The following is a 22,962-nucleotide window of genomic DNA, read 5'->3' on the forward strand; positions in this document are numbered from 1 at the left end:
TATGATAGCGGTAGTTTACAGTGGATCTAAAACAGCATACTGGAAAATTGCACAGGATGGTAAAACCATCGCAGAATGTAATATGCCAGGAATTAATCCCTGTTTTAATGACCAGAAGTCTATACTTCAATTCTTAAATAAGAAATCGATTCTGGTGAATCATGCAGAAAGCATCAAGAAAATTTATGTTTTTGCTGCTGGTGCTTCCTCAGAAGAAAGAAGAAATGAATTGGCGGAAACGCTTGGAATGTTCTTTAGATATAGTAAAATAACGGTTAAAGATGACCTATATGGCGCAGCCATCTCTGCCTGTTACAATAACCCTGGAATTGTAGGTTTATTAGGTAGCGGAGCAAATTGTGCTTATTACGACGGAAAAAAACCGGAGAAGAACAACTTTGGACTGGGGTATATCCTCGGAGATGAAGGTTCGGCGAATTACCTTGGAAAAACACTATTAAAGTATTTTGTACAAGATAAACTGCCGAAAGACCTACATAAAAAGTTTGAACTTAAGTATAATCTGGACAGGCCTCAAATCCTGGAACGCGTATACAAAAGACCTCTGGCTCAGCAATTTCTAAGTTCTTTCTTTGATTTTTTTATTGAAAACAGAACTGATAAATTTTTGTTAGGAATTATAGAGAAAGGGTTTGAAAGTTATTTTAACACTTATTTGTTACCAACATTAAAATTACATCCCGGTAAAGAAATACATTTTGTAGGTCTTGTGGCCGGAAACTTTCAGGAAGAGCTGCGGGCAACCGCAAAGCGGCACGGACTGGAAATAACATCGATTACTAAAGAACCGATATATAATTTACTAAACTACTATTCAAATTAACAAAATGAGCAAAATTGGAATAAACGGCTTTGGCCGTATCGGCAGACTGGTTTTTAGAGCTGCTTTAAAAAGAGGATTAGATATTGTTGCAATCAATGATTTAGTTGAGCCGGATTACATGGCTTATATGTTAAAATACGATACTACACACGGTCGTTTTGATGGTACTATTGAAGTAGTAAACGGTCATCTTGTAGTAAATGGAAAAACAATCCGTATCACTGCGGAAAGAGATCCAGCTAACTTAAAGTGGGATGAAGTAGGTGTAGAAACTGTAATTGAATCTACAGGCTTATTCTTAACTCAGGTTGATGCTGAAAAACATATTCAAGCTGGTGCTAAAAGAGTAGTTCTTTCTGCTCCTGCAAAAGATGATTCAATCCCTACTTACGTAATGGGTGTAAATCATGAGTTATTAACTGCTGATCAAACTGTAGTTTCTAACGCTTCTTGTACCACTAACTGTTTAGCACCAATCGCTAAAGTATTAAACGACAACTTCGGTATCGTTGAAGGCTTAATGAGCACAGTTCACGCGGTAACTGCAACTCAAAAAACAGTAGATGGTCCTTCAGCTAAGGACTGGAGAGGTGGACGTGGAGGTTTCTCTAACATTATCCCTTCTGGTACTGGTGCAGCGAAAGCAGTAGCAAAAGTAATTCCTGCTTTAAAAGGAAAATTAACAGGTATGGCTTTCCGTGTACCGGTAGCTGATGTATCTGTTGTTGATTTAACAGTTCGTCTGGAAAAAGCAGCAACTTATGAAGAAATTAAAGCAGCCATGAAAGCAGCCTCAGAAGGTTACTTGAAAGGTGTGCTAGGATATACAGAAGATGAAGTAGTTTCTTCTGACTTTATAGGAGATGATCATGCGTCAATTTTCGATGCAAATGCAGGTATTGCATTAAATGACAACTTCGTGAAAGTGGTTTCTTGGTATGATAACGAATGGGGCTATTCTAATGCATTAGCTAAATTCGTAGAATACTACGGAAATTTAAAGTAAAACCCGTTCATACAGGTTTATATTTGGTTAGAAAAGGGATGTGTCTGGATGGAACATCCCTTTCTTGTTTCCAATACATTTATCCTGGCTACCTCCCCATATGACTGTGCAGTGAAATTAATGAGCACAAAAACATATATAAACTAAAACTTTAGTAATCCATAGCAGCTAATTATCTTTCTTTTTTATATTTGTATACAAACGAACCAGATAACCTTCCGCTCAATTATGAAACACACCCTACTTGCGCTTGCACTGATGACCCTAATCTTTGGCTGTAGTAAAGACGAAGAAAAAACGAAAAACTACATCCCAAGAGCGCTAACAAAGAATGAATCCTTCAATTTTTCTTCGGATAAAAAGAGTGATTCCGTCACCATTTACAAATTAAACAAACCAGAGCAGGCAGAATGGTTGTCTGTAAAATTCGGAGACAGTACGGTGAGCATTCAAACAGATCCAAAAGACCCAAAAAAAGCAACGAATCACTTTACTTTTGCAGAGTTTGTAAACACTCAAAAAACATGCGTATTGGTACAAATCGAAGATGAAACCGCATTGGTTGCTCCCTCATTCCTTATTTCATTGAAGGAAGAAGGCGGATTGCAGGTAGTTAGCTTAAGTCGCCCAACAAAAGAGGGACCAGGAGAAAAGTCTGGTTTGGGCATCAGTAGACTTGGTCGGACGGGACACTTGGTAGACAATGATTTTTTTATCACCAGTGTGACTGCGAAAGCTTATCTTTTGAAAAGACAAGATCCTGAACAACGAATTGACGGGAAGTTTCTAATCCTATCTCCGGACAGACAAACCATCGTTTTCGCAACTCCGAAGTCATTGTACCAGGTGAATTACATTTCAAATGAAACTTCCACCCTGCCCTTGCCTGCCAATCTGCCTACAGATCTGCCAACGGTTTATAACTGGGTTCAAAAAAGCTACAGTTTTCAGAAAAGTAAACAAGGAATTTCCTTTTTGACGAATAGAGAGGATGATAAAATTGTCGACATCAGCGAATTTAAAAAATAGGCACTATACACTAAAATCATCCAGGGAGTAAGGAAGTTCCTCACAAAAAAAGCCGTTATTCATGAGGATATGCCTCACCACAGCAACAGCCGGAACCGCACTTACTACCCTTAAAATTTTATCTACATCCTCAAAAGCAAAAGTCCAGTTTTTCTCTCCGAATAAAATATCCATCACAGGTCTGATTGAAATCAAATCTCGTTGCCCCTGTACCGATGTTTTAAAAATCATGATGTTCATCGTTCTTTTTTTTAAGTTTCAGCTTTATTTCCCATAAAAATGCATGATATGCTGTACTTTGAAAAGTAACATCAGCCAAAAGCGATTAAAAACCCGATGAATAGCGGAAAACCGTCGGTAAACGATTTCGACTAACACATACATTGCTTTAAAACCCGGGTTATTTTTACTAATTTTGTTAGTAATGAAATCATCCGGCACAGCAGATTTACCTTTGCATTATGGTTATTTACCCAGTTGGCTAACGGAACGAATGACGCGCCTTGGTTTGGCAATTACCGAAGCCATCATTGCTGAGTACGGCAGTGCCGAGGTATTGCGCCGATTGAGCGATCCATTTTGGTTTCAAAGCCTGGGTGCAGTCATGGGGATGGATTGGCACTCTTCAGGGATCACAACCTCGGTAATGGGTGCTTTGAAAGCTGCCATCAATCCTCATAGCAAAGAGTTAGGCATCTATATTTGTGGTGGAAAAGGAAAAAGATCAAAGCAGACTCCCATAGAGCTGTTACACATCGCCAATCACATCGGCCTAGACGGAAACCATCTGGTTCGATGCAGTAAGCTCAGTGCTAAAGTAGACAATACCGCAATTCAAGATGGATTTCAGCTCTATGCTCATAATTTCATCCTCAACAAAGAGGGCCTCTGGACTGTCGTTCAACAAGGGATGCACCAAAACAACGGAACCGCGAGAAGATACCACTGGCACTCCTCAGCACTTCAGTCTTTTGTGGAAGAACCACATACCGGAGTTTTCGGAATCCATCAAGGAGAGATTATGAACCTCGTTGCAAAAGCAGCAGCTCCTACTCAAAAATCTATATTGGACATGACTACTGAGCACCCTGACCGTATAATCAAAGAAGCGAAAAAATTGATCATGTCCAGACACCATGAAGTAAAAGCAACGGATGTAGACCTAAAACGATTAGGCTCGATGCTATGGTTAACACAGGAGAAACAACCTGCAGATTTTGAAGAACTTTTGATGCTGGAAGGAATGGGCCCGAGAACCTTACAATCACTAGCCCTTGTGAGTGAAGTAATCTATGGCAGCCCTTCCCGTTTTACTGATCTAGCTCGCTTTTCTTTTGCCCATGGTGGAAAAGATGGCCATCCCTTCCCCGTTCCTATAAAAATATACGATGAAACCATTCAGGTGTTGACCAAGGCGGTTCAGCAAGCTAAAATAGGTCAATCAGAACGGCAAAAAGCCATACATCAATTAAATGTCATTGCGCGAAATGTCGAAAACGACTTCATTCCAAATGATAATTTTGAAGCCCTGATCGCAAAAGAAAGAAGAGATTCCTGGAAATATGGAGGCAAAACTATTTTTGGTGATGCTAAACCAGTACAAGAACATCAACTCAGCCTATTTTAAGTTAAAAAATCCCAAACTAGCTGTTTAAACATCTTATTTATTTAGAGAAATAACCACTATTTCTTAGCTTTGCTATTCATTTATAATAGATTAATTCCGTTATTTGTTTTGTTTAGTTTAAAATATACCAACAGAACACATTAATGCAGTTTAAACAATTCTCCTGGCAAATTGCCTGGGATTACCCGCCATTCAGACTTAAATTTATCCTGGGAATCTCTATTCTTGCCCTGATTTTGCTATTTATTCCACATTTTTTCGCTTACGTAGAAAATAGAGAAAAAGGATTCATACTTAACGATTGGGTATTGGCAAAAGTTCCTGCGATTGACGTATCCTGGTGGATTTTCATCATCCTTTATGGGATGTCTATATTTTTTATCATTCGGATGTCCAAAAACACGTCCATTTGCTTAACCGCACTTTGGTCGTATATCTTTCTATGTACTGCCAGAATTATCACCATTTCCATTGTCCCATTACACCCACCAAAAGATATTATTGAATTAATAGATCCCTGTTCTGTTGTTTTTTATGGCTCTAATGTCATCACCAAAGATCTTTTCTTCTCTGGCCATACCGCAACCATCTTTTTAGGTGCATTGTGTCTTGAAAACCGACGCGAGAAAACCATCGCTTTTATTGCTGCTGCGATCATCGGCATATTGCTTTTAATTCAGCATGTGCACTATACAGCTGATGTAATTGCTGCACCTTTCTTTAGTTGGGTATGTTGGTATTTCGGGAAATCAATAGAAAAACTGTAAGACCCATTGTAAAAAAATAGCGGAAGCAATTCCTAAGATCTGCCTCCGCCAGAAGTTTTGAGAGCTCCTGTATTTTATAGAAATTTAGTCTATTAATTTATTCATGGCTGGTTTAAGTGTTTTAATCAGCTCAGTTGTATAACGAAAACCTTTATCAAGGTTGATATTAAAAAGCATCATTCCGCCTTTTAATCCATTATCTGGTTGCCATTTGCACAATTGCATGGCTTCAGATAAAGAAGTAGCCTGATGCCGACCAGGCTGTACGCCAAACAACAGTTTTTTACTACCTACCAGGCCGGTGTATAATTCAAATTGATTAATCATCGTTTCCAAGTCCCAGAGATAACCTGCTAAGGCCACATAATCAAAACAAGCATTACACTTTTTCAATAGTTGCTCATCTGCATAATATTGGTAGGTCACATAGCTCATCATTTTTCCTGTCGCCGACTTAGGGCCAAAGTATTTAGACAACTCCGTAATCACTTTAATAAAATTATCGTCAGGAACATCCCCCCCCATTTCAGGATCAAGATCTATCCCATCCAAGTTCCAGGTATTAACGACCAACTCATAAACATTAGCAGCAAATATCTCTGGATCAACAACGGTATTCCAGGAAATTTTAGAATGAACAGTACTCGTAATAGTAGCCATCACCCTAACCCCTCGTTGTTGTTGCACCCTTACACCAGTCAAAATTTCTTCCCAACTCATTCCATTGCTCGTTAGGTAGGTATGTTGCAAAGTGTTTTCGGTGTCCAAATTGAGATGAAACAAATTGATGACATCAATCCCCTCAGGCAACACTTCAATATTCACCTTTTGATTCGCATAACCTAACCAGTAGGCAATAAATAGAGGATCGGGAGCTTTCATAAATAAATCGGGCATTAAAATATACTGGTTCAATACAGATAAAGATCTGAAAACCTCAGAACGTGTAAATGCGCTAGATTACCTGAAAAAAAAAACAGGTATAAATACCTGTTTAAATAACAACAGCGTAACAAATATGAATTAGCTGTAAATAATTCATAAGCTTAACAAGGAATGTTTTATTTTAGATTAAGAATTTAAAAACATTTTTTCAAAACCACCTTAAAAAACCAAGACCAACTAAGTACCATGAAGAAAAAAGTCAATAAACACAACAAAAGTATTTTCGAAATTCCTTTATCAGAAGCGAAAGAACTTACTACTGCCTGGGCAGAACAAAAACACCTTATCAAAGCATTCCTTGTTGATGCTGATGAGTTATCGGACATGATCTCTGAGAAAAAAGCCAAATACGTTAGGATGTACTTCGGTTGGGATAAAGAAATGGAAGTAGGAAGAGAAGTAAGAATGATCATGGTTCCTGTGGATATCAACGGAAAAGATATGATTCTCTTAGACGGTGAATCATCTACTGAGACTAATGCTGCCAATAATATATTTGATTTCACAATGCCATGTCCACCAACATGCTCACCAGACCCAATTCTGTAGCTCAAAAATGGCATCAACAATAGAAAAAATTTATTTATACTTTTCAATGGGCATTATCATTTGCCCATTGATTTTGGCTTTGATCAAAGTTAAATCCTTTCCAAAGGAATTAAAAGTGATCACGTTATATTTGGTATGCATTGCAATTATCGGCGGATATAGCGCCTATTTATGGTCACAACTTAAAAATAATCTTCCGGTATTGCACATTTACACGATGGTAGAGTTTACCACCATTATGCTTTTTTATCAGGTTATTTTCAAAGAATACATTGCAAAACGCTGGTTTACCCTACTTATTTCAGTATTTCTGGCATTCTGTCTACTCAATGCCACCTTCATCCAGGACTGGAAAATTTTCAACACTTATCCAAGAACATTGGAAAGTATTCTGGTTATTGGCGCATCCTTGTATTATTACTATAAAATCACCCGTCAAACCCTGTATACTCAAATTGAAAAGAGTCCTGTATTTTGGATAAATACCGGATTTTTCATTTACTTTTCGGGAAGCTTCTTATTGTTTACCATTAGTAATTATATTCTGCCATATAGCTTTAAATTCAATATGATGGTTTGGCAATTCCATGCTTTTCTTTCTATTGTCAACAATATCCTAATCTCTATTGGCCTATGGCAACACAAGAAAACATAGACGTTTACTTCTTTCTCTTTACGGGAATGATTGTCATGTTTATCCTGAGTGCTGCAGTTGTGGTACTCTTCTTCGTGTATCAGAAAAAATTTTATAACCAACAGGTAAAGCTTAAAGAGAAAGAAGCAGAGTATCAGCAAAAATTACTACACAATAACATTGAAAAAATAGAAGAAGAAAGAAGAAGGGTCGCGAAAGACCTGCATGATGAAGTAGGCAGTATTTTTTCTACTATTGGCATGAAAATCATCCAGTTTGAGAAAAAAAACAATGCTACAGACGGCATTGACCTGATTAAAGATACCAAACTCCTCGTGGATAAAGGAGTCATGAGCGTGAGACGAATTTCTCATAATATGATTCCTAATGAACTAGAAATGTTTGGAATTGCTGCAGCAATTGAAGAGTTATGTTTTCAAATAGAAGGCACCGACGGACTGGATGTCAGCTTTGAAAGCGAAGGCCTCGATAAATGTGGCCGTACAGAAATAGAACTTGCCCTTTACCGTATCACCCAGGAACTAATCAGTAATACCGTAAAACACGCTAAGGCAAAACACGTGGACATACAACTCAACTGTACACAAATGGAAGTGATGTATCAATATAAAGACGATGGAATAGGCTTCGACAAAGATTTGGTTCGCAGAGGATTGGGCATACAGAACATCACCAGCAGGGTAGAAATGAACGGCGGACAGCTCAGTTACCACACAGGTATTCAAGGGTTTGGTGTTTCCATCTATTTCCCTGTGCTAATTAAATAAAATGAACAAATTAATAAGAATTGCAGTCACAGACGACCAAGTGATGTTTAGAGAGTGCCTGGTGAATAACATCAAAAGTTTTGGTAACATGGAAGTTATGTTTGAAGCTGGAAATGGACTAGAATTGTTAAATGCAATGAACGAATGTGGCAGCATCAAACCCGACATAGTATTAATGGATCTGAATATGCCGGAAATGAACGGAATGGAAGCCACCAGGAAATTAAAAATAGCTTTTCCGGATGTGCGGGTCATTGTACTCTCCGTACATGGCGAAGAAAAACATGTATCCAGGATGATTCAACAAGGAGTAAATGGTTATATCGCGAAAAATTCGGAACTTTCTGAACTCAAAAATGCTATAGAAACTACTTACAATAATGGTTTCTATTTTAATGAGATGGTCTTGAAAACCTTGCAATCGGGCAAGTTATTGAACAAAACTAACCTGAGAGGCTTTGATGCAGGTTCTTCCCTTACACAACGTGAAAAAGAAATATTAGGCTTAATTTGCGAAGAACTTACCACTGCCGAAATTGCAGATAAACTGTCGATCAGCCTACGTACAGTAGATGGCCACCGAAACAATTTACTGGTTAAAACCGGGGCAAAAAATGTTGCAGGCCTCGTTGTTTTCGCATTTAAGCATAAGATTATTGATACAGATATCTAGGTAGTAACTACACCCCTACTGCTATTAAGGCTGTTTTGGCAGCCTTAAAATCTAAAAATAATTCATCAGCTATGGCTAATGAAGGATGAACATCTGTATTGCTCTGTATCGCAATACACCTGATTCCCGCTGCTTTTGCCGCTTTAATGCCATTTAAAGTATCTTCATATACGATACATTCCTCCCGTACTACACCAAGCATTGCACAGCACTTTTGATAACCCTCAGGGGCAGGTTTATTCTGAATCACATCCGTTCTCGTAATGATCAGTGTAAAATATTTCTTTAATCCATTTCTATTGAAAATCGCAGCGACGTCTTCACGCGGACTGGAAGTGACGATGGCTAACAGTAGTTTACGCTCATATAGAAATTCAATCATATCCAAAGCATAAGGCATCAGCTCAACATCCTTGGTTTTCAACCTTTCCAAAGTGAGTGCCTCTCTCCTTTTCACCACATCGGCTAAATCAGCACTTATTGCATACTTTGATAGAAGATTTTTAGCATTTACTGGAAGTGGGATTCCAGCATAGTTTTTTAACCAATCAGTGTAATCTAGTTGAATGCCATATTCGCCCAATACCTCATTCCAACATTCATAATGAAAGTATTCGGAATCGATCAATGTTCCATCAAGATCGAATAATATAGCCTTTAGATTTTTCATAGCTCAGTTAGTCTTTACAAATTATTCAATACAATTCACAAATGCCCCTATTCACTCCTTTCCAATGCAGCCATTAACCATTATAAAATGCGCGTACTTCCTTTAGGAAAAGCCAAATTAGAGCTTTCAATCCTCGCACAATATACGGTACGAATTGAAAATATAGCAAACCTTTAAAAGGACTTCTTGGACCAAGAGCAAAAACCAATAAAAACCAAAAATCAACAAACACTAAACGAACAATAAACATAATATAAAAATAATTTTGAATATTATTCTGATATTACATAGATTTACAGAATGATAATCGAAAACAACATCAGTTTAGATAAGGTCGACCTTGCCATATTAAGGTTGATGCAAGAGAATTCAAGGGTCTCTAATGTTCACATGGCTAAAGAACTCGAAATGGCGCCTTCTGCTGTACTGGAACGCGTAAAGAAATTAGAACAAAAAAATGTGATCACACAATACACTGCCAGAATCAATCCTGCCGCCGTAGATTTAAAATTATTGGCATTCATCTCTATGAAAGCTTCCCACAGTATTGGCTGCACTACCACAGCGACCGAATTAGCCAAGATTAAAGAGGTACAGGAAGTCCATATAATTGCTGGAGACGACTGTTATCTGGTCAAGGTTAGAACTACAGACTCGGCCTCTTTAATGGCATTAATGCGAGATTCCTTTAGCAAAATAACAACCATACAATCTATAAGAACCACGATTGTACTTGAAACTGTCAAAGAAGATATACAATTACTCATTCCTGAAAAATAAATGAACTTATGATACGCCCAACCAAAACCGCTTCCCCAATCATGGTATATCTGGCCTTCGCTATTGTTTATATCGTTTGGGGCTCCACATACTTTTTCATTCAAAAGGCACTTGCCGGCTTTCCGCCGTTTATACTGGGTGCCTTCCGTTTTCTGATTGCCGGAGGCATACTTATTTCCTGGTGTACAGTAAGAGGAGAAGAGGTTTTTAACAAAAAAAACATGAAGCATGCGGCAATTGGCGGCATATTGATGCTGGGCTTAGGAAATGGGATTGTCATATGGGTAGAGCAATTCATTCCAAGTGGACTGGTAGCTATCATGGTGGCTTCTGCAGCAATTTGGTTTGTAATTTTGGATAAACCGAAATGGAAAGAGAATTTCAAAAGCCAATCAACCCTTGCCGGCCTGATTATTGGTTTTATTGGGGTAATCTTACTATTCGGTGAACAAATGATCCATTCTTTTAATACCGATCAAAGTACCAAACAGATTATTGGTATGTGTTTATTAGTTGTTGGTCCAATTGCCTGGGCTGGAGGGTCGCTTTATGCGAAATACAAAACTGACCCTGACAGTTCTGTAACCGTAAATACAGCTTGGCAAATGATTGCAGCAGGAGTAGTTTTTATTCCTGGTAGTGTTTTTAGTGCAGAATATAAAACCTTTCAATGGTCCCAAGTTTCTTTGGACGCCTGGCTTTCGATTACATACCTAATCATTTTTGGGTCCATTGCGGCTTTTAGTGCTTACGTATGGTTGTTAAAAGTGAGGCCTGCCACACAAGTGAGCACCTATGCGTATGTAAATCCTGTGGTAGCCATTTTATTAAGTCTGGGCTTTACGAATGAGAAAATTACATTTATACAGATTATTGGGCTATTTGTAATTTTAGGGAGCGTTCTCCTTATCAACCTCGTTAAATATAAAAATAGTGCTAAAGTGATCTTAGAGAAGGATGAACTATTAGTCCAAGAGGTTTAAGACGATAGACAATGTATTGAAGATCATAGTAAAAGCCACTCAGAAATAACCCTGAGTAGCTTTTATGTAAACTGTAACCCGGATGTGATCTTTATTAAGCGATTTTACTCACTTCTTCGATACGGTAAATTTTTATACCATCAGCCATCTCCCACTGTAATTGTGCACCTTTAACATATCCTACCATCGCAACACCAATTGGTGACAAAATAGAAAGGGTTTTATGCTTATCTCTTGCCTTCCCAGGAGCAACCAGTTTATAGGTAAATTCTTTCCCAGACTCCATTTCTTTTACTCGAACAGTCCTATCCACGGTCACCACATCATCTGGCAATTCTTTATTTAGTACCTGTTGAGCAAAACGAAGTTCTAATTTCAATTTATCTTCATTGAACTTACTAAGTTTTCTTCTTCTCAGGTGATCTTTTAACAGGTCAAAAATTCCAGTTGATAATATGATCGGGCTTTCGTCTATTTTTAATGATTTTGTAATCATGATATTCTTTTTTTGGATTAAATGATATAAATATGAGTGTGTTCTATTGCCCCAGTCTAATACTCAACTGGGGCGAAACCATCAAAGTCCCTAATCCTCCTGACCAGTAATCCCATCTTAATAAGTATGATTGTCTTCTTTCCCTAAAACCAAATACCTTTTCGATTTCCCAGAATACTTATATTCTTGAAAAGCTGTGATCATCGTAAAAAAAGAGATAGAGCCGCCAATCCATAATGGTTTGGCCATCAAAATGGAAATTAATAATACGCCAAGATTTAGCAACCAGAGCAATGCCAGAACAACCCTTGCAAAGGGTATGATACCTGATTTTTTCATGATTAAAGAGAAAAAGATAAAAGGAAAAAAGAATTAAGGTCAAATCCCCAAACCTTCAGAAAGGCTGGGGCTTACTTAATAAAGTCCTTACTACTTTTAAGAAAAGAATCTCCCAAACGATATTGCAGAGATAAAAAATGGCAAGACACAACCGATAACCTACGCAATTGTGTTGCGAGGAGATTATATCGGAAATGATTGATATGCCTAATGGGATTCATTAAACCAAAGATAGCCCAAATGCTTTGATATAAAAAATATTGCGATGTTTATCTCCTTACTCCCTCGCATAATCCTGTGCCTGGATGACTCCCATCCAGGCTACAATGTCTTTAGGGCCAGAAACATCAACTTTAGCATGAATTCTTTGGCTACACAACCTGGCATTTGAAAGGTCTCCTAAATTCATATATTAATCTTTCAACCTCACGTATTTTTCAATGATCTCATGATCCACCCCTATTTTTTCATCTTTTTCAAATCCTCTTTGAATTAAAGTATCTCCTTTCATAGCCAGCTTAAATTTAAAGGTCTTATTCTCCCACTCTCTGTAATTACAATACTCCAGGTGTTCCGTATACGTATCTCCCTTCAAGGTATATTTACCTCCACCTGCTACAAAAACAGGTTTCGGATCTTTTCCCATCTTCAAATCATGGTTAAAAAAAGCAAAGTGACTTCCATTGATAATCTTGATTTGCTTCATGTCCTTTTTATAATCAGTAAATGTAGACTTCCCCTTTTCTATGGTTATTCCAGACACCAATTGCCAGGTTCCTTGAATGGGTAATTCTTTTGTATGCTTATCAAAAGGATTCACAGAATTTAACACGGGAATCACCGCTGAAGTAAGGATAATCAGGCCAACTTTTAGGTTCATATTGTTTTTAGTTTAAGGGTACACGTTTTTAGATTCAATTTGGTTATTTTTTGAACATCATCCAACTATACAGTTAATAGATAAGACCTTACTAAAATATTAAAAAATTACGCAAATCTCTTTTTATTCCCCCCTTTTATGGAACTAATATTACTGAACCTCATACACATAGCCCATTTCTCTATGCTTATATTTTTTTAATGCTTGTCCCTCAACTTCTCCCAAATATTCCGCTAATGCCAACTCCAGAAAACCTGCTTTGATCAAATGACCTGCCCTCATTCTACACACCTTAAAAATTTCCAATGGTGTCTTGGGCCCAACATCAAAGAAACCCTCCATCATTAAATGACTAAGCTCAATCCTCGCATGGTATCGAAAAGTAGCCTGTTCATTTTCATCATGCCGCTTCAAGGGATCAACTTCATTCAACATATACAACATTACCATAGGCTCATCTTCATGGAGTTGGAATACCTTATATTGTATATAGTCCTTATGTTTCGATTGTACAGCCCATAATTTAATCTCCTTGGGACTTCCATCTATGCTCCTAAAGAAATCAACCGTATGACAATCAAATATCTTAGCCATCGCAGAAACATCCCCTAACCATAATTCCTTATTTAGTTTAAATGCTTCCCGATCCGCAATGAATCCCTTCTTCCTACCCATTAAAAAGGAAAGTTCTTCCTGCGAAAACTGGGAAGCTATCCTTTTCAATTGGATAAAATAGATTAAATCAAAATTTAAATAGGTGGTTTTTAATCCTTTTTCTTTCCTCTTAGCAATAACTGTCATATTTCACGTTTTAATTAATCAAAAGTAAACACAACGAACTAAAAAACGGGATAAAAGGAGGTTGTGATTAACTTTGAGCCGGTTGTATTTTACAATTACTCAATTCAACAGAAACGAAAGAAACTTTAATAACTTTACCATTAACAAAATGAAGAATAAACCCCATATAGGAAGAAACCTGAGCCGCATTCGTCTCTATTACGGAATGAAACAAACCACATTAGCCAAAGCACTGGGAATTAGCCAGCAAGCTGTTTCAAAAATGGAACAACAAACCATCCTGGGAGATGAGTTATTATTAAGAATAGGAAAAATTCTGAATGTTAAACACAGTCTCTTTAAAAAACTAGACCCTGAACTAGGTCAACAAAATATCACTGGCGGGTATGATATGGAGCACAATTATGATATCGAAAACAATAGTGATATGAAATTAATTATTGAATTGATGAAAAGATTAATTGATAGCCGGAAAAAGAACAAATAGAATTTATTTTTTAACCCGCTTTAGCGTTTCTTCGATAGAAAATCAGCAGATTAAATTACCCTATCGAAGACGCTATGACAAACCTTTAAAGGCTAGAGGAGTAGTTTTCGCATCCATTTAATACGCGTCAGTAACCATACTGTTCCAAAAGCAACCATTAAGGTGATCGAACAAGATACCAATACATTCAATCCAGGATGAAGGTCAAACTTAGCAGCAAGATACCTGAAAATCACACCTATAAAAAAATAATGAATTAAAAAGATTCCAAATGAATATTTAGCAATGGCTTGTATGACACTTGTAAAAACTCCGTTTTTAAGTTCTAGGCCTTCGATCATTAAAAACACTCCCACTGCCTCCAAAAAAACATTTGGCGAACAGTAGTACCATACCATTTCAATATTTGGAATTGAAAAAGGTACGCTGATGGTCAGGTAATAAGTGATGCCATAACCGGTTAGAAATAAGACAACACCAGTACATCTTTTTACCAGCGAACTCCAAGTTGGCAAGTAAGTATACAAATAGTGGCCCATTAACAAATAGCCAATAAAACCAGATAAATAGTAGAACGAATGAAACTCATTCCAATCGCACACACCAAAAGCCAATCCAGTTAGAAATTTCAGATAAGGGATAAAAGTGGAGAAAATAAAGATAGCTAGTACCAATTCTAACTCTCTTTTTGTCGCTTTAGCAACCCATGGAGAAATGATAGGAATGATCAGGTATAGGCCCACCAACATGTATAAATACCACAAATGAGGTGAAGCATCACCAAAACTAAGTGGTAAACGAACGATGTCCAGCCACATTTTATCCCATGATTTAGCGTTCAGCACCAGACCATCGAATATCACATAAGCGACCCCCCAAAACAGTAATGCAGGAAGGATCCGCCAAAGCCGCTTTTTATAAAACTCAATAGTATTGAGTTTGGTTGGCAACAGTAAAACCCCTGAAATCAACACAAATAGAGGAACTGAAAACCGATACAAAGAACCGATATACGTTCCCCACTCGAAGTTAAAATTACCATCCTGATTTAAAATAATACAATCATTGGCATGCGCTACAATAACCATAAAAACGGCAATAACTTTCAGTAAGTCCAGCCAGTTAATTTTCACCTTGTTCTTCAATATCGCTTGCTCTGTTTTTAATTGGTCTTCCATATCCTGATGCTACTTTGGGAGGATAAACCTAAACCAATTAACGCAAACTATCAAGCTTTGCTCAAAAACAGCAACTTCTTGCCAAAAGCGTTTAATCATTGGCTATAAACGAATAACTATAAAAAATTAGGGGTCTTATCTTAGTAAACAACTAACTATCAAGTAATATCCAAATATGAACAAGCTTAGAAAAATCAGTATTTACCTTTTTTTATTTTTCTCCACAATCTATATATCCCAGGCCCAAGACATCGAAAGATGGGATAAAAATGCAGTCGGAAAGGAAAATCCGAATACCCAATGGTTTCAGGATGCTAAATTTGGAATGTTTATTCATTGGGGACTTTATTCCAAGCTAGCAGGAGTTTGGGACAATAAAGATTATTATGGTAGCGGGGAGTGGCTGATGCACCAGGCAAAAATTCCTGCTAAGGCTTATGAGAAAGTTGCAGCAAGCTTTAATCCACAAAAATTCAATGCAGAAGCCTGGGCAGATCTTGCAAAAGATGCCGGGATCAAGTATATGGTCATTACAGCGAAACACCATGAAGGATTTGCGATGTACGATTCTAAAGTAAGTGATTTTAACATCGTAAAAGCCTCCCCATATGGTAAAGATCCAATGAAAGCATTGGCCAATGCCACCCGAAAAAGGGGCATTCAATTTGGTTTCTATTACTCTCAATTTCTGGATTGGCACGAACCCAATGGTGGTGGTAACAAATGGGACTTTAAAGAAGCCGACAAAGACTATTTGAAATATTATAAAGAAAAATCTATCCCGCAGCTAAAAGAATTGCTCAGCAATTATGGCAATCTAGGAATTGTGTGGTTTGATATGCCAGGGGGATTAACTAAAGTACAAACACAGGCATTAGTAGATGAAATGCATGCGCTACAACCCAAAAGTCTATTTAGTAGTCGTGTGGGTCAAGGATTAGGGGATTACCGTACTTTCGGAGATTCTGAGGTTCCGGCAACACCGATTAAAGGCGCTTGGGAATCGATTTACACACACAACGACTCATGGGGTTATATCAGTCATGATATGAATTTCAAAACGCCAGAAGAAATCACTCAGTTGTTAGCTAATGTGGCTTCCAAAGGAGGAAACTTAATGCTAAACATAGGACCTGATGGAGAAGGAAACATTCCATATTATTCGGAAAAATACCTTAGAGAAACTGGTAAATGGTTAGAGAAAAACGGAGAAAGTATTTACGGAAGCACTTATGGACTTGTTCCTGCGCAACCATGGGGGGTCAGTACCTCTAAACCAGGGAAGCTATACCTGCATATCCTAAATCCACCAAAAAATGGAAAAATCAGGGTTCCAGGAATCAACGCGACTGTAACAAATGTTGCCATGCTTAACAGCAATACCCGATTGAAATATGAAATCAAAGACCAGATTCTTTACCTGAACCTCCCTACAAAAGTGGAACCTTATCATGAAGTAATTACAGTTAGCTTTAATGGTCAATTAAATGATGGGTATTTAAACTCAGTTCCAACGGTTTCTGCTGCCTACGATAACAATATGCTCGAAATCATCCATTCAAAAACAAGTGCAGCGGCAAAAATCCAAACTTTAACCTATAGTCATTATTTTGGGGACTGGAAGCATACACCCTGCGTAACGGGTATGGTAAAACCAAAGGATCAGGTGACTTTTCAATTTAACATCACAGAACCCGGCGATTATAAAGTACAGCTGGAATATGCTTGTCCAGAGGAAAGTGCCAAACAAGAAGGAATTATGGAGTTTGATCATAAAACCTATAAGTTTCAAACCTTAAGAACTTCAGAATACAGTTCATCTAAACCGTTGCTATTCATTAAGCACCCTGTAGCCACGGTTACTGTACGAGAACCAGGAATATACACCCTGAATCTAAGACCCGAAAGCAACACAAAAGAATTGTTTAAGTTGAAATCAGTAATCTTCCAGCCCATTAGATAAATCCAGCCCTTTAGCTTTAGTCTTCTACAAAATCCAGGTCTTTATGATGAGTTTCAGGAATATTTTTAATGCAATAAAAGCCAATTCCAAAACAAAGGACACCGATAATTGCCGCCGCATTTAACTCCATTACATGCGGTTTTAAAAAAGTATAACCGGTTGTCATCAGCACCACTGTTCCTCTCACCATGTTTGGAATAGTGGTGGCTGCTGTTGCCCTAACATTTGTCCCAAACTGCTCCGCGCCGATGGTCACAAACATCGCCCAATACCCGATTCCAAATCCTACCCATAAGCACATTGCATACAATCCTTTTGTGGTTGAAATCCCTCCATACAGAAAAATCAGACTCCCAATAGCTGCAAATAGCATCAGATAGGCTACAGCTTTACGCCTCGATTCCAACCAATAACTGATTAGTCCACTTACCAAATCTCCTGCTGCTAAGCCAACATAACACCACATTACTGCTAATCCTGGTTTTATAGCCTCGGAAATATGTAAAGCTTTACCAATTTCATTACTAAAAGTGGCCAAAATTCCAATCACAAACCAAGTCGGCAAGCCTACCCCGATACATTTCAAATATAAAATCAATCTACTTTTCTTAGTAAAAAAGGACAAGAAATTGCCCTTACTCAGTTGCTGCTTGGCTTTCATCGCATGAAACATACCGGATTCAAAAACTCCGATACGCAGGAACAACAAAAGTATCCCCATACCACCGCCAATAAAATAAGCATTCCGCCAGCTAAATAACTCTACCGTGAAATACCCCACTACAGCACCTAACAATCCTACGCCTGCCACCAGGGAAGTTCCCAAAGCTCTTAATTTCTTTGGTAAACTTTCAGAAACCAGTGTGATACCCGCACCAAGTTCCCCTGCTAAACCTATTCCTGCAATGAATCGCAGAATCTTGTATACAAAAACATCCTGCACAAATCCACAGGCAAAATTTGCAATAGAATAAGTGATAATTGAACCGAAAAGAACGGATAACCGGCCTTTTTTATCCCCCAGAACACCCCATAAAATTCCTCCAAGCAGTAATCCTGTCATCTGCCAATTGATGATACTGGCACCTTCTACAGAACGTGCAGCCTCATCAAGTCCAAGTTCAGTTAAGCTAGGAATTCTTACAATCCCAAATAAAAGTAAATCATAGATGTCTACAAAATACCCAAGTGAGGCTACAATTACTGGTGCGCTGAGCAAATAAGCCCAAGCGCTTTTTTCTTTAATGGTGGTGGTCATTTAGGTAATGGTTGGTTGATTGGTTGAAATCTATTCTAATGTAACAATTCCAATTAAATAATTTCAATTTTATCCAATCATAAGCCTTCCTGGTTACTTCAACCAGGTTGCTCTTGCCCATAGTCCTTCCAAAGGACCTTGTTTATATTTGCTTAACCACCACTTACAAAATTGTACCTGGGCTAGGAAAACAACAATTCCAATAACCAAACTCAGCGTTATCCCACAGGTTTTAGCCAGGGATAGCCCGAATGGAAAATAAATTAAAGCGCCCAGAATCGACTGGCTCACGTAATTAGTCAAGCTCATCCGGCCATATGGAATCAGCGAGGAAGTCAGGTTTCTAAATTTAAGTTTTTGATACAAGAGCATAAATGAAGCGGTCAGCACCAATGTAAATGAAAATTTAGACCACATATCCAACACTACACCCACTGTGGACTTACTAATCACATCCGTGTTTTTATCCATCATGATTACTTTAAATTCATATAATGGCGCAAATGATATGGCGGAAATGATTAAAGCAGCCAACCAAAAGCTTCGGCTTTCTTTAGAATTCAGGAATAATTGTTTTCTACCAATCCACAAACCACACATAAACAAGCCCATGGTTTGCATGAATCTTCCACCTTCAATTGCCCATAATAAACTGGCCTTCTGACCGGTGGTCACGTTCACTTTAAAAAATTCCCAAAGATTGCCACTCGCAACTACCTTCCCAATTTCCCCATATAGTGCATCCGCTTGTTTTACCGGTAAAGTATAGCCTGCATCAAGTATACTTCTCACATAATGATACCATTCAATCGGTTGAAGCAAACACAGCACTGCCAATATCAATAGCGTTTTATCATTTAGTTTTCTCACAAAAAATAAGACAATCCCTGCAATACAGTAAAGAAGCAAAACATCGCCACCAGGAAAAAACAACGCATTTAAGGACGCAAATAAGCTAAGTAGTAACAGACGCCATAAAAACCGGTAGCCAAAATCCTTTCCCAATGCCTGTTGTTTCGCAAACAAAAGAGAAAAAGTGAAACCGAAAAGAAGCGCAAATATGGCATAAGCTTTTCCTGCAAAAAGAGAAAATGTGAAGCTAAATACCGCTTTATCCAGGATATTCAGCCAATCCGGTTGTGCTCCTGCATCCGGATAGATTCCCGAAATAAAGTGTTCAATATTATGCACTAAAAAGATGGCCATCACGGCAAATCCTCTAAAAGCATCTACGACATGAATTCTATTGCTTAGCCCTGGACTAGAATTAGACAAGTTCATTTAAATATAAGTTTGGTTTCAAAAATGTGTCCCTAAATCTAAGAAATTTATATTTTATGTCTGACAAACCCTGATTTCCGGCTAGAAAAACCAAACGTTTTGATATTAAGCTACATATCCTTATCTTTGTAAAAATAAGAAACCATGCTAAAGTACCCACATATCCCATTTACAAGCAGCAGCCCCTTGGCTTGCCTGCATCGGATAGGCATGGAATGTGCTTTTCTATCCGGGATATAAAGTCATCCCCCGCTGATATTCAGCCAATACTAAAATCAATAATTCAATACCACCCCGAATTTTCTTTTCGGATTAAAAACGAAACGATTCCTTATGGACATTTTATATACCACCGAAGAAAAGTATTTGGAAGCTCTAGAAGAATTAAACTTCGGAGAGCCACCAAAGGCCCTTCATTTACTAAATGCAATTATTCAAACTGATCCAGATTACGCAAGAGCATATTGTAGTCTGGGAAATATATATCAGGATAAACTTAAAAATTATCAGACTGCTGGTTATTACTACAAGAAATGTATCGAGTTAGAACCGGAGTTTCCGGATACCTACCTGCCCTACCTGCGTTTATTGACCACATTAGAAATGCCTAGATTAGCAGAGCAAATTTTCAGTCAGGCTCTAGCTACAAAAGGTGTTTGCAAATGCTGCATCTATGAACAAATGGGAATGTATGCAGAACAAGATAAAAGATGGGAAGCAGCTAATGAATTCTATAAAAAAGCGCTACTAAACAGTACCGGAATCGAAGACAAAAGTGCCCTACATGACAATTTAGAGCGATTAAAAGATAAAAAAAGATTAACTTCTCAAGTGATCTACAACTTCCAGTCACCAGACTAAAGAAGAAACAGAATTGAAAGGCCAAAATTAATTCATAATACTTTTTAGGATCTTTTAAAAAACAAGAACAATTTTGCTTAAAAGCATGAATAGCCGCCAGTAATGACGGCTATTCGTATTATTTCCCTTGCTTCAATACGACGGCTCCCAAAGGCGGTAGTTGTAATTGAATCGAATACTCTCGGCCATGACAGGCTAAGGGTTCAGGTAGAAACAAAACCCCATCATTTCCTTTTCCACTACCAAAAAACTCCTCGGCATCTGTATTAAAGATCTCTTTCCATTTCCCTTTAAAAGGGAGCCCGATCCGGTAATTATCGCGAAGCACCGGAGTCATATTCAAAATTACAATCAGTGTATCTTTCGCTTTAAGTCCTTTTCTCTGGTAAACATAAACCGAATTATTGGTGTCATCGGCATTAATCCATTCAAATCCTTCAGCTGAAAAACTATGCTCATAAAGCGCAGGCTCGCTACGATATAGGTTATTTAGTGCCCTGACGGCTTTCTGCATCCCCAAATGAGGAGCATGCTGCAACAAATGCCAATCCAAAGAACTTTTAAAATCCCATTCATGCGTTTGTGCAAACTCATTGCCCATAAACAGCAGTTTAGTTCCCGGTTGTGTAAACATATAAGCATATAAAAGGCGTAGATTGGCAAACTTCTGCCATTCATCACCAGGCATCTTATAAATCATGGAAGACTTTCCATGAACCACCTCATCATGAGAGAAAGGCAGCATAAATCGCTCCGTAAAGGCATAGGTGATGCTGAAAGTAAGCTGGTGGTGGTGAAAACTCCGATTCAATGGATCATTCTTAAAATACTTTAAGGTATCATTCATCCAACCCATCATCCATTTCATACCGAAACCCAATCCGCCATCCTTTACCGGATGTGTTACTCCAGGATAAGTACTGCTCTCTTCTGCGATGGTATGAACTCCTTCAAAATTACCGTAAACGGCCTCATTCAAGTCTTTCAAAAACTGTATGGCCCCTAAATTTTCTGGTCCGCCAAACTCATTTGTTGCCGCATCCTCTGCCTTTCTTGAAAAATTAAAGTACAGCATAGAAGCTACCGCATCTACCCGTAGCCCATCGGCATGGAATTTATCCATCCAAAATACCGCATTGCTAATCAAAAAAGATCGTACCTCATTTCTATCATAATTAAAAATGTATGACTTCCAATCTGGATGAAAACCTTTCCTCATATCTGCGTGCTCATACAAATGAGTACCATCAAAATGAAAGAGACCATGTGCATCCCCAGGAAAATGAGAAGGCACCCAATCCAAAATCACCCCTATATCATTTTTATGAAGTTCATCCACCAGGTACATCAACTCTTCCGGAGTTCCATGCCTGGAACTCGCCGCAAAATACCCGGTAATTTGATAGCCCCAGGAAGGGAAATAAGGATATTCCATGATCGGCATCAGCTCGACATGCGTAAAGCCCATATCCAAAATATAAGGAATCAAACTGTTTGCAATCTCCTTATACGTCAACACCCGCTGAGGTTCTGAAGGATCCCTCTGCCAGGAGCCCAAATGCAACTCATATACTGATAACGGCTGATTTAAAGCATTTATCTTAGGTCGTTTTTTCAACCAGTTTTTATCTTTCCATCGATAATCCACTTCCCAGATAACGGACGCCGTACGTGGAGGGTGTTCCCAATGACGTGCAAAAGGATCACCTTTCTGAATATCGACCCCATCAAAACCTTTGATTGCGTATTTATAAACCTCTCCATTTTGTAAATCAGGAATAAAACCTTCCCAGATACCAGAGGCATCCCATCTTTTGTTCAAGGGATGACTTGCAGCATTCCATTGGTTAAAATTCCCAACCACACTCACTTTTTGTGCGTTTGGAGCCCAAACCGCAAAATAGGCGCCATCCCTGCCATCAACCCGCAGCAAATGAACCCCCATTTTTTCATACAGTCGGAAATGTTTCCCTGTTACAAATAAGGAAACATCAAAATCAGTAAATAAACTATGTACCCAAACGCTGCTATCCTGCTGCCCTACTGTCGGCGCTACTTTATCATCATGTTTTTTATTGGAACTGCTCTTAATTGGTACATTCATGGAAATAGTTTTAGTTTTT

26 protein-coding genes are annotated in these 22,962 nt (G+C 38.2%); 14 read left to right on the plus strand and 12 right to left on the minus strand.

From position 1 onward, the window contains the following. Window position 1: 1 nt before the first annotated feature. The 3 genes from GM920_RS21820 to GM920_RS21830 all read left to right on the plus strand — a co-directional run bounded on the left by GM920_RS21820 (window position 2) and on the right by GM920_RS21830 (window position 2,879). The gene (locus tag GM920_RS21820) at window positions 2-844 is read left to right on the plus strand and encodes a hypothetical protein (protein ID WP_182961504.1); all 843 of its coding nucleotides are present in this window, start codon (window positions 2-4) and stop codon (window positions 842-844) included. Between the two features lie 4 nt (window positions 845-848). Next, window positions 849-1,850, plus strand: a complete 1,002-nt coding sequence (gap, locus tag GM920_RS21825) for a type I glyceraldehyde-3-phosphate dehydrogenase (protein ID WP_062547140.1) — start codon at window positions 849-851, stop codon at window positions 1,848-1,850. A gap of 228 nt (window positions 1,851-2,078) precedes the next feature. Further along, window positions 2,079-2,879, plus strand: coding sequence for a hypothetical protein (locus GM920_RS21830; protein ID WP_182961506.1), 801 nt, complete (start codon window positions 2,079-2,081; stop codon window positions 2,877-2,879). 3 nt (window positions 2,880-2,882) lie between these two features. On the opposite strand, the gene GM920_RS21835 is transcribed toward GM920_RS21830, so the two are convergent. Continuing rightward, on the minus strand, window positions 2,883-3,119 hold the full coding sequence (locus GM920_RS21835; protein ID WP_182961508.1) for a hypothetical protein: 237 nt from the start codon (window positions 3,117-3,119) through the stop codon (window positions 2,883-2,885). Window positions 3,120-3,303: 184 nt separating this feature from the next. Here GM920_RS21835 and GM920_RS21840 point away from each other — a divergent pair, with 184 nt between their 5' ends. Together GM920_RS21840 and GM920_RS21845 are read left to right on the plus strand one after the other, a co-directional pair. Beyond that, window positions 3,304-4,506 (plus strand): DUF763 domain-containing protein, encoded by a 1,203-nt coding sequence (locus GM920_RS21840; RefSeq protein ID WP_182961510.1) that lies wholly within the window; start codon window positions 3,304-3,306, stop codon window positions 4,504-4,506. Between the two features lie 143 nt (window positions 4,507-4,649). After that, window positions 4,650-5,273, plus strand: coding sequence for a phosphatase PAP2-related protein (locus tag GM920_RS21845; RefSeq protein WP_182961512.1), 624 nt, complete (start codon window positions 4,650-4,652; stop codon window positions 5,271-5,273). Between the two features lie 84 nt (window positions 5,274-5,357). Here the strand turns inward: GM920_RS21845 and GM920_RS21850 are convergent, their stop codons facing one another. Beyond that, a complete protein-coding gene (locus tag GM920_RS21850; RefSeq protein ID WP_235964607.1) occupies window positions 5,358-6,170 on the minus strand; it encodes an EndoS/ChiA family endoglycosidase in 813 nt (270 codons plus the stop codon). A 234-nt stretch (window positions 6,171-6,404) separates the two neighbouring features. Between GM920_RS21850 and GM920_RS21855 the strand changes: the two genes are divergently transcribed. From GM920_RS21855 to GM920_RS21870, 4 genes are read left to right on the plus strand one after another with little or no spacing between them, the layout of a single operon-like run. Continuing rightward, entirely contained in the window at window positions 6,405-6,767 is a 363-nt protein-coding gene (locus GM920_RS21855; protein ID WP_182961516.1) for a hypothetical protein, read from the plus strand. 46 nt (window positions 6,768-6,813) lie between these two features. Continuing rightward, a complete protein-coding gene (locus GM920_RS21860; RefSeq protein ID WP_182961518.1) occupies window positions 6,814-7,422 on the plus strand; it encodes a hypothetical protein in 609 nt (202 codons plus the stop codon). Next, window positions 7,401-8,189 (plus strand): sensor histidine kinase, encoded by a 789-nt coding sequence (locus GM920_RS21865; RefSeq protein ID WP_182961520.1) that lies wholly within the window; start codon window positions 7,401-7,403, stop codon window positions 8,187-8,189. Before GM920_RS21860 ends, GM920_RS21865 begins: the two co-directional genes overlap by 22 nt. 1 nt (window position 8,190) lies before the next feature. Continuing rightward, window positions 8,191-8,862: a response regulator transcription factor gene (locus GM920_RS21870; protein ID WP_182961521.1), complete on the plus strand. Its 672-nt coding sequence runs from the start codon at window positions 8,191-8,193 to the stop codon at window positions 8,860-8,862. A gap of 7 nt (window positions 8,863-8,869) precedes the next feature. On the opposite strand, the gene GM920_RS21875 is transcribed toward GM920_RS21870, so the two are convergent. Further along, window positions 8,870-9,532 carry an HAD family hydrolase gene (locus tag GM920_RS21875; protein WP_182961522.1) on the minus strand — a complete coding sequence of 221 codons (663 nt, stop codon included), beginning with the start codon at window positions 9,530-9,532 and terminating at the stop codon, window positions 8,870-8,872. A 300-nt stretch (window positions 9,533-9,832) separates the two neighbouring features. On the opposite strand from GM920_RS21875, the gene GM920_RS21880 reads away from it, so the two are divergent. Then, on the plus strand, window positions 9,833-10,312 hold the full coding sequence (locus GM920_RS21880; protein ID WP_182961523.1) for an Lrp/AsnC family transcriptional regulator: 480 nt from the start codon (window positions 9,833-9,835) through the stop codon (window positions 10,310-10,312). An 8-nt stretch (window positions 10,313-10,320) separates the two neighbouring features. After that, window positions 10,321-11,295 (plus strand): EamA family transporter, encoded by a 975-nt coding sequence (locus GM920_RS21885; RefSeq protein WP_202986164.1) that lies wholly within the window; start codon window positions 10,321-10,323, stop codon window positions 11,293-11,295. A 94-nt stretch (window positions 11,296-11,389) separates the two neighbouring features. Here the strand turns inward: GM920_RS21885 and GM920_RS21890 are convergent, their stop codons facing one another. From GM920_RS21890 to GM920_RS21905, 5 genes are all read right to left on the minus strand, one after another. Next, entirely contained in the window at window positions 11,390-11,791 is a 402-nt protein-coding gene (locus GM920_RS21890; RefSeq protein WP_182961524.1) for a GreA/GreB family elongation factor, read from the minus strand. 117 nt (window positions 11,792-11,908) lie between these two features. Further along, the gene (locus GM920_RS21895; RefSeq protein WP_182961525.1) at window positions 11,909-12,130 is read right to left on the minus strand and encodes a hypothetical protein; all 222 of its coding nucleotides are present in this window, start codon (window positions 12,128-12,130) and stop codon (window positions 11,909-11,911) included. A gap of 277 nt (window positions 12,131-12,407) precedes the next feature. Next, window positions 12,408-12,539, minus strand: a complete 132-nt coding sequence (locus tag GM920_RS23895) for a hypothetical protein (RefSeq protein ID WP_262891088.1) — start codon at window positions 12,537-12,539, stop codon at window positions 12,408-12,410. Between the two features lie 3 nt (window positions 12,540-12,542). Further along, entirely contained in the window at window positions 12,543-13,010 is a 468-nt protein-coding gene (locus GM920_RS21900; protein ID WP_202986165.1) for a hypothetical protein, read from the minus strand. Between the two features lie 150 nt (window positions 13,011-13,160). Continuing rightward, a complete protein-coding gene (locus GM920_RS21905) occupies window positions 13,161-13,811 on the minus strand; it encodes a hypothetical protein (RefSeq protein WP_182961526.1) in 651 nt (216 codons plus the stop codon). Between the two features lie 148 nt (window positions 13,812-13,959). Between GM920_RS21905 and GM920_RS21910 the strand changes: the two genes are divergently transcribed. Next, window positions 13,960-14,298 (plus strand): helix-turn-helix domain-containing protein, encoded by a 339-nt coding sequence (locus GM920_RS21910; RefSeq protein WP_182961527.1) that lies wholly within the window; start codon window positions 13,960-13,962, stop codon window positions 14,296-14,298. Between the two features lie 92 nt (window positions 14,299-14,390). Here the strand turns inward: GM920_RS21910 and GM920_RS21915 are convergent, their stop codons facing one another. After that, window positions 14,391-15,476, minus strand: coding sequence for an acyltransferase (locus GM920_RS21915; protein ID WP_182961528.1), 1,086 nt, complete (start codon window positions 15,474-15,476; stop codon window positions 14,391-14,393). A gap of 175 nt (window positions 15,477-15,651) precedes the next feature. Here GM920_RS21915 and GM920_RS21920 point away from each other — a divergent pair, with 175 nt between their 5' ends. Continuing rightward, window positions 15,652-17,439: an alpha-L-fucosidase gene (locus GM920_RS21920; RefSeq protein ID WP_182961529.1), complete on the plus strand. Its 1,788-nt coding sequence runs from the start codon at window positions 15,652-15,654 to the stop codon at window positions 17,437-17,439. 16 nt (window positions 17,440-17,455) lie between these two features. On the opposite strand, the gene GM920_RS21925 is transcribed toward GM920_RS21920, so the two are convergent. Further along, window positions 17,456-18,697, minus strand: coding sequence for an MFS transporter (locus GM920_RS21925; RefSeq protein ID WP_182961530.1), 1,242 nt, complete (start codon window positions 18,695-18,697; stop codon window positions 17,456-17,458). A gap of 93 nt (window positions 18,698-18,790) precedes the next feature. Next, on the minus strand, window positions 18,791-19,978 hold the full coding sequence (locus tag GM920_RS21930) for a DUF418 domain-containing protein (RefSeq protein ID WP_182961531.1): 1,188 nt from the start codon (window positions 19,976-19,978) through the stop codon (window positions 18,791-18,793). 333 nt (window positions 19,979-20,311) lie between these two features. Between GM920_RS21930 and GM920_RS21935 the strand changes: the two genes are divergently transcribed. Then, entirely contained in the window at window positions 20,312-20,839 is a 528-nt protein-coding gene (locus GM920_RS21935) for a hypothetical protein (protein ID WP_182961532.1), read from the plus strand. A 118-nt stretch (window positions 20,840-20,957) separates the two neighbouring features. Here the strand turns inward: GM920_RS21935 and glgB are convergent, their stop codons facing one another. Further along, window positions 20,958-22,943, minus strand: coding sequence for a 1,4-alpha-glucan branching protein GlgB (glgB, locus tag GM920_RS21940; protein WP_182961533.1), 1,986 nt, complete (start codon window positions 22,941-22,943; stop codon window positions 20,958-20,960). Window positions 22,944-22,962 lie beyond the last annotated feature (19 nt).

Origin of the sequence: Pedobacter gandavensis (assembly GCF_014172405.1) — a bacterium.
Taxonomy (GTDB): Bacteria; Bacteroidota; Bacteroidia; order Sphingobacteriales; family Sphingobacteriaceae; genus Pedobacter; species Pedobacter gandavensis.